Here is a 9464-nt window from a genome sequence, read left to right as displayed (position 1 = left end):
CGCCCCCCCCCCCCCCCCCCCCCCCCCCCCCCCCCCCCCCCCCCCCCCCCCCCGCCCCCCGCCACCCCCCCGCCCCCCCCCCCCCCCTCCGTCATCCGCCCCCGTGGTCCCGTCCCGGTCACGTGCGGCCGGGGCGCGGGGTGTCGGGCGTGTCGCGGGCGCGGCCGCCCCTAGCGTCCGCCTCCCCCGCGCCGGTGCGGGGACGAGGCACCAGGAGCGGACGATGGGGACACGGGGGCGCGGCGCACCGCGCTGGCTGCACGGCGCGGTCGTGGCGGTGACGCTGGCCGGGGCACTCCTCGTACCCGGCCAGGCACTCGCCGAGGAGCCGGCGACTCCGCCGGAGGTGACGACCCCCCCGGAGGTGACGACCACCCCGCAGACGACGGACCCCGGGACGGCCGCCGTCCCGGAGACGACGGCCACCGAGGACGCCGTCGCGGCGGCCGGGACCACGGACGCGGCCGACGCCGGCCCCAGCGGCCCCGAGGTGCCCTTCGCACCCGTCACCGCGGCGGCGCAGGTGGCGGCGGCAGGCACGCCGACGGCCGTCGAGGACCGCTACGCGGCTCTGGGCGGGCCGACCGGCCCCCTCGGCCCCGTCCTCTACCCGATCGACTGCGGGCTTCCGGGTGACGGCTGCATCGGCTACTACTCGTACGGCGTGATCGTCTGGTCGGCCGCGACCGGCGCCCGGGTGGTCACCGACCCCGAGATCTACGACACGTGGGTCGACGCGGGCGCCGTCTTCGCGGCGGACGCCCCCGGCTATCCGACCACCGACACCTTCTGCGGCCTGCGCGGCAACGGCTGCGGCCAGCACTTCCGGGCCGCCTCGATCTACGTCAACGACGCCTTCTACGCCACGGTCGTGCCGGACCGCATCCGTGCCGGCTGGGGCGCCGCCGGGTGGGAGCACGCCCTGGGCTTCCCGGTCGACGACATGGTCTGCGGCCTCCGCGACGGCGGCTGCCTGCAGTCCTTCGAGACCGGCTCGGTCTACTGGAGCCCTGCCACCGGGTCCATCGGGCTGCGGGCCGGCGCCATCTCCGGCCGCTGGGCGCAGCAGGGCTGGGAGTGGGGTGGGCTCGGCTATCCGACCGGCCGGGAGTTCTGCGGCCTGCGCGGCGGAGGGTGTGGCCAGCACTTCCAGAACGGCTCGATCTACTGGTCGCCGGCCACCGGGGCACGCGTCCTCTCGGGCTGGGCGAACCGCCGCTGGGCCGCGCAGGGCTGGGAGTGGGGTGTCCTCGGGTACCCGACCACCGACCAGTTCTGCGGATTGAAGTTCACGGGCTGCGGTCAGCACTTCCAGGGTGGCTCGGTCTACCAGTACACGAGCGGCAACGTCGTCGACTTCACCGTCGCCGGAGCCTTCCGGGACAAGTGGGCCGCCCTCGGCTGGGAGCACGGGTACCTGGGCTACCCCACCTCCGACGTCTTCTGCGGGCTGCGTGCCGGCGGGTGCGGGCAGCACTTCTCCGGCGGCTCCATCTACTCGTCACCGCACGGCATCTTCGGCGTCCCCCGCGCGACGTTCCTCTCCTGGGGCGACCTCGGGTGGGAGAACGGCATCGCCGGCTACCCCACGTCGGACGTCTTCTGCGGCCTGCGCGACGGCGGGTGCGGGCAGCACTTCGCGGGTGGCTCGATGTACCGCAACACCACCGTCGTCGGGCTCCGGGGGTACCGGCCGAACTTCGTGCCCACCCTCTTCCTCGGGGCGTGGGCAGCGCAGGGCTGGGAGAACGGCCGCCTGAGCTACCCGTTGAACAGTGCGCACAACCAGCTCGGCTACTGGGTCCAGTCCTTCCACGGCGGGTACATCACGACGATCACCGGCCGGGTGGTGGTCCACTACAACCGCTGACGACAGAGGGGCCCGGGACGATCCCCGTCCCGGGCCCCTCTGTCGTGCGCGGTGGATCAGGCAGCGGCGGCCATGGCGGCCTGCTCGCGGAGCAGCGCGCGGCGCACGCGCGGCTTGCCGGTCGTCATCTTCCACAGCTTGCCCAGCTGCGAGGGCAGGTTGCGGGCGGTGGTGTTCTGCAGCCAGCCGTTCGGCAGCGACAGCCGGATGATCTTGTGCCAGGCCGACGCGACCTGCTGCGGCAGCGGCGCCGTGTGGTAGTTCAGGCCGTAGCGGTCGAACAGGTCACGGATCTTCGGCGCGATCTCGGCGTACCGGTTGCTCGGCAGGTCCGGGAACAGGTGGTGCTCGATCTGGTGCGACAGGTTGCCGGTCAGGATGTGCATCGCCTTCGAGCCGGAGATGTTGGCCGAGCCGAGCATCTGGCGCAGGTACCACTCGCCGCGCGTCTCGCCGTCGATCGACTTCTTCTCGAAGGTCTCGACGCCCTCGGGGAAGTGCCCGCAGAGGATCACCGAGTTCGACCACAGGTTCCGCACGATGTTGGCGGTGAAGTTCGCGGCCAGGGTGGCGACGAAGTTCGGGCCCGACAGCAGCGGGTGGATGACGTAGTCCTTGCGCACCTGGCGGCCGATCTTGACCAGCACCTGCTTGGCCCGCCGGCGGAACTCCGGGTCACCGGTCTGCTTCTTGGCGATGACGGCGCCGAGCTCGAGGTCGTAGGCGGCGATCCCGTACTCGAAGAAGCACGCGTTGATGAAGCTCCACAGCGGCTGCCCGAGGTACATCGGCGTCCACGGCTGGTCCTCGTCGACGCGCATGATGCCGTAGCCGAGGTCGTTGTCCTTGCCGATCACGTTCGTGTACGTGTGGTGCAGCTCGTTGTGCGAGTGCTTCCACTGCTCGGCCGGGCTGGCCATGTCCCACTCCCACGTCGTGGAGTGGATCTTCGGATCGCGCATCCAGTCCCACTGGCCGTGGAGGATGTTGTGCCCGATCTCCATGTTCTCGAGGATCTTGGCGATCGAGAGGCCGATCGTCCCGGCGATCCAGGCCGGCGGGAAGCCGGACGCCAGCAGCACCGCGCGGCTGCCGAGCTCGATCTTGCGGTGCACGTCGATGACCTTGCGGATGTACCGCGCGTCGGACTCGCCGCGGCTGTCCATCACGCCCTGGCGGATCTCGTCGAGCTCCTTGCCGATGAGCTCGATGTCCTCGGGGGTGAGGTGCTCGATGGGGTTGACGGGCTTCTTCTGCAGGACGGTCATGTCTATGCGGCTCCTCGGTCTCGGTGTCGCGTAGGGGGTCAGTGGTCGATGTCGCAGGCGCCGGCGGCGGCGCTCACGCAGGTCTGGACGAGGACGCCGTCGCCCGGGGCGGCGGTGGTCACCTCGCCGGTGCGCAGGTCGCGGACGGCGCCCTCGCGCAGCGGGAGGACGCAGCCGTAGCAGATGCCCATGCGGCAACCGCTCGGCATGAGGACGCCGGCCTCCTCGGCGGCGTCGAGGATCGGGGTGGCCCCGTCGGCCTCGAGCGACGTCCCGTTCTTCGTGAAGGTGACCGTGCCGCCCTCGCCGGTGACCAGCACCTTCGGGCGGAAGCGCTCGGTGTAGAGCCGGTCGGACAGGCCGGCGGCGGCCCAGTGCTCCTCGAGCGCCTCGAGCATGCCGACCGGGCCGCACGCCCAGGTGGCGCGCTCGGCGTGGTCGGGGACGAGCGCGGCGACCGCGGCGGCGTCGAGCATCCCGGCGGTGTCGGTGTGCTGCTCGACCAGCCGGATCCGGCCGTCGGCGGCGAGCTGCCGCAGCTCGGCACCGAAGACGACGTCGTCGGCGGTGGGCGCCGAGTGCACGAGCACGACGTCGGCCAGCTCGGGGTGGTTGCGCAGGATGCCCATGACTGGGGTGATGCCGGAGCCGGCGGTGACGAACAGCGCCTTGGCCGGCAGCTGCGCGGGCAGGCAGAACTCCCCGGTGGCCTGGTCGAGCTGCACGATCGTGCCCGGCTCGGTGCGGCGGACCAGGTGGTTGCTGACCTTGCCGCCGGGGATCGCCTTGACCGTGACGGTGAAACAGCCGTCGGTGCGGCCGAGGTCGGAGGTGATCGAGTACGCCCGCCACATGCGGACGCCGTCGACGTCGATCCCGATCCGCACGTACTGGCCGGGCCGGTGCGGCTGCCAGTCGGCGCCGGGCCGGATGACGACGGTGGCGGCGTCGCGGGTCTCGGGGAGGACCGCCTCGATGCGCCCGCGCAGCGCGGCGCCGGACCGCAGCGGGTCGATCAGGTCGAGGTAGTCGGCGGGCAGCAGGGGCGTGGTGACGAGCTCGGCGAGGCGCAGGGCGCGGTCGCGCAGCGCCTTCAGGGCCGGCCGGGCCGGGGAAGGGCGCGGAACGGTCGCGGTCATGTCCCTACAGTTCCCTGCAACGCGCGTAATCACCTGTGCCCTCGACGTGAACGTGGGCGCGGATACTGTTCGTGGCGAACAAGTGAGGTCACGAGGAGGTCACGTGACGGTGCAGCAGGAGACCTTCGCCGCCGACGTCGCGGAGGCCGTGATGGCCGAGCTGCCGGCGGTGGCCGAGCGGACCGTGGCGGCGATCGTCGTGGAGGTCCCCGGCTACGCCGAGGCGTTCCGCGGGCCGATGGGCCGCAAGATCGAGAACGCCGTCGAGCTCGCGCTCGCCGGGTTCCTGGAGCTCGCGACGTCGGCCGGGGGTGTCGACGCCAGCCGGCCCATCGACCCCGCGATCCAGGGCGCCTACTCGCTGGGCCGCGGGGAGGCGCGCACCGGCCGGTCGATGGACGCCCTGCTGGCCGCCTACCGGGTGGGCGCCCGGGTGGCGTGGCGGCACCTGAGCGCCACGGCGGTGGCGGCCGGCATGCCGGCCGGGTCGCTGGCCCGCTTCGCCGAGCTGGTGTTCGCCTACATCGACCGGCTGTCAGCGGCCAGCGCGTCCGGCCACGCCGACCACCTCGCCGCCAGCGGCCGCGAGCGGCGCCGGCAGCTGGAGCGGCTGGCGCAACTGCTGGTCACCGGCGCGCCCGCCTACGAGCTGAACGTGGCGGCCGAGCGGGCGGACTGGACGCCGCCGCGCACCCTCACCGCGGTGCTGCTGCCGGAGGCCGACGCCCGCGGCGCGCTGGGGGTGCTCGACTCCCGCACGCTGCAGGTCGGCGAGGACCTGCCCGGCACGGAACCCTCCACCGAGCGGGCGGTGCTGCTGGTCCCCGACGCCGAGGGCTTCGCGCGGGCGGCGCTGCTGTCCTCGCTGGCCGGGCGGGACGCCGTCGTCGGCCCGGCGCGGCCGTGGCAGGACACCCGCTCGTCCTACTCGCGGGCGCTGCGGGCGCTGCAGCTCGGCCTGCTGCCCGACGGCGAGGCGCCCGTGGACACCGAGGTGCGGCTGGCCGACCTGGTGCTGCGGGCCGACGGCGAGGCGCTGGCCGACCTGCGCGCGCAGGTGCTGGCGCCGCTCGACGAGCTCGGACCCGGGCCGCGCGAGAAGCTCCTGGAGACGCTGCGCTCGTGGCTGCTGCACCACGGCCGCCGCGAGCAGGTGGCCGCGGAGCTGTTCGTGCACCCGCAGACGGTCCGCTACCGGATGGGCCAGCTCCGCGAGCTCTACGGCGCCCGCCTCGACGACCCGCAGACGGTGCTCGAGCTGACCATCGCCCTCGGCGCCCGCTGACCCCGTCTGCGCCGCGCGGTCCCCGCGATCACGGAGTTGCGGTGGCGACGCGCCGCCGCGGCCCCGCGTGTCGCCACGGGGGCTCCATGATCGCGACGGTGGAGGGGCTGGGAGGCTGCCCGGGTGGGGAACGTCGAGGACGCCGACCGGCTGCTGCGGTCGGTGGAGGGGCGGTCCGCCGACCAGGTGCGCGTCGGCGTCGGTGACGTCCAGGTGGTCCTCGACGACGGGGCGCTGCTGACGCTCGCGTGCCCGGTGACGGTCGCCGGCCGGCCCGGAGCGGCGGTCGAGCCGACCTCCCTCGACGGCGTCGCGCTCCTGCACCCCTGGCTGCGGTCCACGGCGAGCCGCGCGGGAGTCGACGCAGCGGGCGCCCTGACGCTCACCGTGGGGTCGACGACGCTGCGGTGCCCACCGGACCCCTCGTACGAGGCGTGGGCCTACGACCGTCCCGACGGGGCGAAGGTGATCTGCCTGCCCGGCGGCGGGCTGGCGATCTGGGATGCCCGCCCCCGGCTCTGACCAGCCCCGCCATCATGGCGCGGGAACCACGCCACGCCGGTCGGCGGTGGTCACGGCGCCATGATCGCGGCAGGGAGGAGCAGCGGCGGGTCGCGGGGAACCGGCACCTGCGTCACAGGGTCCTCCCAGGCCCGGGCCTGAGTCTCGGACCCATCGCGGCACCGCCCCGGCGCCGCGGGGAGCGAGGAGGTCCGCTATGAACCGCACCCACGAGACCGTCGGCCGGCACGCCTGGGTCCGCCGCCCGCGCCCGTCCCTGCCGCCGGAGCTGACCGCCGACGTCGCCGTCGAGGTGGCCGCCGCCGCCCTCGCCGACCACCCCGGCGCCACCATCGAGTGGCTGGAGGTCGACGGCGACGGCCTGTTCGAGGCGCACCTGCGCGGCGCCGACGGGCAGACGCTCGTCGTCCACCTCGACGGCGACCTGCGCGTCGTCGGGTGGCTGGCCGAGGTCGGCTGACGCGGCTCAGGCGGGGCGCAGCACCGCGACCAGGAAGTCCGAGTCGGCCGTGAACGGGTGCAGGTGCCAGCTCGACAGCAGCACGTCGGGCTCGAGGCCGGCGGCGCGGGCGTCGTCGAGGAACGCGTCGAAGGCGTAGTCGCGCCCGGCGCCGAACCCGACCACCGCCCGGCCGCCGTCGGCCAGGTGGGCCCGGAAGCGCCGCAGCACCTCCACCCGCGTCGAGGGCGCCAGGAACGTCACCACGTTGCCGGCGCAGACGACGGCGGCGAAGCGGTCGGGCAGGTCGAGCTCCGCGAGGTCGCCGACCAGCCAGCGCGCGCCCGGGTGGTCCTGCTCGGCCGCCGCGACGAGCACCGGGTCGACGTCGACGCCGACGACGGCGTGCCCCACCGAGGCGAGGTGCCCGCCCACCCGGCCGGGACCGCAGCCGGCGTCGAGGACCCTGGCCCCGCGGGGCAGCATCGCGTCGACCAGCCGGGCCTCGCCGACGATGTCCATCCCGCCGGCCGCGAGGTCGCGGAAGCGCTGCACGTAGGCGGCCGAGTGGCCGGGGTCGGCCTGCGTCATCCGCACCCAGAGGTTCTCGGTCACGGCTCCATCGTCGTCGGCCGCCAGTCCGGCGGGTCACCGGGGTGCAGCGCCGGGTCGTCGGCGGCGAGCGTGCGCACCGGCCCCGGCGGGGTCAGCGGCCCCTCGAACCGCACCGTCACCCGGCCCAGCCCGCGGCCCCACACCCAGCCGGCACCGAGCTCGTCGTGGACGACGTCCTGCCCCGGCCACCAGCGCCGGTCCGCGGGCGGCGGCGGGGCCTCGGGTGCCTCGACGACGTCGTCCAGTGCCTCCTCCGCCGCCGCCGGCTCCTCCGCGAACAGGTCGCCCTGCGCGTACTGCGACAGCCCCGAGACGCCGACGCCGATCAGCCGCAGCCCGCCCCCGGTGCCGGCCTCGGCCAGCAGCCGCCGGGCGATGGAGGCGACCTGCCGGGCGTCGTCGGTGGGCTGGGGCAGCGTCTGCGAGCGGGTCATCGTCGTGAAGTCGTAGCGGCGCAGCTTGAGCGTCACGGTGCGCCCCGACAGCGCCGAGCCGCGCAGCCGGTCGCCCACGCGGGTGGCCATCGAGTCGATGAGCCGGTTCAGCTCGGCGAGATCGGTGAGGTCCCGCTCGAACGTCGACTCCTGCGAGACCGACTTGGCCTCCCGCTCGGCCACCACCGGGCGGTCGTCCTCGGCCCGCGCCAGCTGGTACAGCCCGGTGCCGTGCGCCCGCCCGGCGAGGGTCACGAGGTCGGGCAGCGTCTTCGCCGCCAGGTCGGCCACCGTACGCACGCCGACCTGCCGCAGCCGCTCGGCCGTGGCCGGTCCCACGCCGCCGAGCCGGGTGACCGGCAGCGGGTGCAGCACGTCGAGCTCGGAGCCGGGCGGGACGACGACGAGGCCGTCGGGCTTGTCGAGGTCGGAGGCGATCTTCGCCATCAGCTTCGAGCTGCCGATCCCGACCGAGCCGGTCACCCCGCCGGTGGCCTCGGCGATCCGCTCCTTGAGCGTGCGGGCGAGCGCCGTGACGCCGTCGACGGACAAGTCGTGGTCGCCGGCCGCGAGGTCCACGTAGGCCTCGTCGATCGACACCGGCTCCACCAGCGGCGACAGCTCGCGCAGCAGCGCCATCACGACGTCCGACGTCCGCCGGTAGGCGCCGAACCGGCCGCCGAGGAAGGCCGTCCCGGGCGGGCAGCGGCGGCGGGCCTCCGCCGTCGACATCGCGGAGCGGGCACCGTAGGCGCGCGCCTCGTAGGACGCCGTGGCGACGACGCCGCGCCCGCCGGTGCCTCCGACGACCACCGGCCGCCCCCGCAGCGACGGCTTGTCGCGCTGCTCGACGGCGGCGAAGAACGCGTCCAGGTCCAGGTGCAGGACGCTCGCCTCCCGCCGCACGCTCCCGATCCTCCCCCGTCCGTTGCCGGGGTGTCGCGCACCCGGCAGGCTCCGCGCATGGGGGACCGGCGGGCCGCGTTCGAGACCGCCTACGACGCGGCGCTCGCGCGCTGGCCGGTGCCGGTCCGGCCGGTCGACGTCGCCACCCGGTTCGGCCGCACCCACGTGCTGGTCAGCGGCGCGGCGTCGGCTCCCCCGCTGGTGCTGCTGCCCGGCGGCGGTGCCACCGCGCTGGCCTGGTCGGGCGCGATGCGGCTGCTGGCCGCGGTGCGCCGCGTGCACGTCGTCGACCCGGTGGGCGACGCCGGCCGCAGCCCCGCCACCACCCCGCTCACCAGCGCCGACGACGTCGCCGACTGGCTCACCGAGGTGCTCGACGGGCTGGGGCTGGGCGCCGTCGACCTGGCCGGGCACAGCTACGGCGGCTGGCAGGCGCTCGCCCTCGCGCTCGACCGGCCCGGCCGCGTGCGCCGCCTCGGGCTGGTCGACCCGACCACCACCTTCGCCGGCTTCTCCCCCGGCTACCTGCTGCGCGCCGTCCCGGTGCTCACCCGCCCCAGCGCCGCCCGGATGCGGGCCCTGGTGCGCTGGGAGACCGGCGGGCGGCCGGTGGACGACGCGTGGCTCGACGTCGCCGCGCTGGGCGCCGAGGTGCCGACCGCGGCGCCGGTGCGCACCCGCCGTCCCGACCCGGCGCGGCTGGCCGGGCTCACCGTGCCCACGCTGGTCGTCGTCGCCGGGGACGGGCGGGCGCAGGACCCGCGGCAGGTGGCCCGCACCGCGGGACGGCTCATGCCGCGGGCGGGCGTGGTGACGCTGCCCGGCGCCACGCACCACACGCTCCCCACCGGCGCGGAGCGGGTGCTCACGGAGTTCCTGGGGGGGGGGGGGGGGGGGGGGGGGGGGGGGGGGGGGCCGCGGGCGGGGGGGGGGGGGGCGCGTGGGCGGGTTGGACGCGGCGCGGGGCGGGCGGCGCGGCCGCGGGG

At 75.4% G+C, this 9464-nt stretch carries 9 protein-coding genes; 5 read left to right on the top strand and 4 right to left on the bottom strand.

Translation table 11 applies throughout. From position 1 onward, the window contains the following. Positions 1 to 223 precede the first annotated feature (223 nt). The gene (locus ACI79X_RS23200) at positions 224 to 1870 is read left to right on the top strand and encodes a hypothetical protein (RefSeq protein ID WP_457027783.1); all 1647 of its coding nucleotides are present in this window, start codon (positions 224 to 226) and stop codon (positions 1868 to 1870) included. 56 nt (positions 1871 to 1926) lie between these two features. Here the strand turns inward: ACI79X_RS23200 and ACI79X_RS23195 are convergent, their stop codons facing one another. Further along, positions 1927 to 3138 carry a fatty acid desaturase family protein gene (locus ACI79X_RS23195; RefSeq protein WP_457027782.1) on the bottom strand — a complete coding sequence of 404 codons (1212 nt, stop codon included), beginning with the start codon at positions 3136 to 3138 and terminating at the stop codon, positions 1927 to 1929. A 38-nt stretch (positions 3139 to 3176) separates the two neighbouring features. Continuing rightward, positions 3177 to 4277, bottom strand: a complete 1101-nt coding sequence (locus tag ACI79X_RS23190; RefSeq protein ID WP_457027781.1) for a ferredoxin reductase — start codon at positions 4275 to 4277, stop codon at positions 3177 to 3179. Between the two features lie 103 nt (positions 4278 to 4380). On the opposite strand from ACI79X_RS23190, the gene ACI79X_RS23185 reads away from it, so the two are divergent. From ACI79X_RS23185 to ACI79X_RS23175, 3 genes are all read left to right on the top strand, one after another. Next, positions 4381 to 5562, top strand: coding sequence for a PucR family transcriptional regulator (locus tag ACI79X_RS23185; protein ID WP_457027780.1), 1182 nt, complete (start codon positions 4381 to 4383; stop codon positions 5560 to 5562). 123 nt (positions 5563 to 5685) lie between these two features. Then, on the top strand, positions 5686 to 6084 hold the full coding sequence (locus ACI79X_RS23180) for a DUF6188 family protein (RefSeq protein WP_457027779.1): 399 nt from the start codon (positions 5686 to 5688) through the stop codon (positions 6082 to 6084). 196 nt (positions 6085 to 6280) lie between these two features. After that, complete coding sequence (locus ACI79X_RS23175) at positions 6281 to 6544, top strand: hypothetical protein (protein ID WP_457027778.1); 264 nt, start codon at positions 6281 to 6283, stop codon at positions 6542 to 6544. A gap of 6 nt (positions 6545 to 6550) precedes the next feature. Here ACI79X_RS23175 and ACI79X_RS23170 read toward each other — a convergent pair whose 3' ends face one another. Then, positions 6551 to 7138, bottom strand: a complete 588-nt coding sequence (locus ACI79X_RS23170) for a class I SAM-dependent methyltransferase (protein ID WP_457027777.1) — start codon at positions 7136 to 7138, stop codon at positions 6551 to 6553. After that, a complete protein-coding gene (locus ACI79X_RS23165) occupies positions 7135 to 8478 on the bottom strand; it encodes a DNA polymerase IV (RefSeq protein ID WP_457027776.1) in 1344 nt (447 codons plus the stop codon). Before ACI79X_RS23165 ends, ACI79X_RS23170 begins: the two co-directional genes overlap by 4 nt. 57 nt (positions 8479 to 8535) lie before the next feature. On the opposite strand from ACI79X_RS23165, the gene ACI79X_RS23160 reads away from it, so the two are divergent. Next, on the top strand, positions 8536 to 9464 hold a 929-nt coding region (locus ACI79X_RS23160; protein WP_457027775.1), incomplete at its 3' end, for an alpha/beta fold hydrolase.

It is taken from the genome of Geodermatophilus sp. SYSU D01119 (assembly GCF_054049975.1).
The sequence above is the reverse complement of the archived record's forward strand: the minus strand, read 5'-3'. Positions and strand labels throughout refer to the sequence as shown.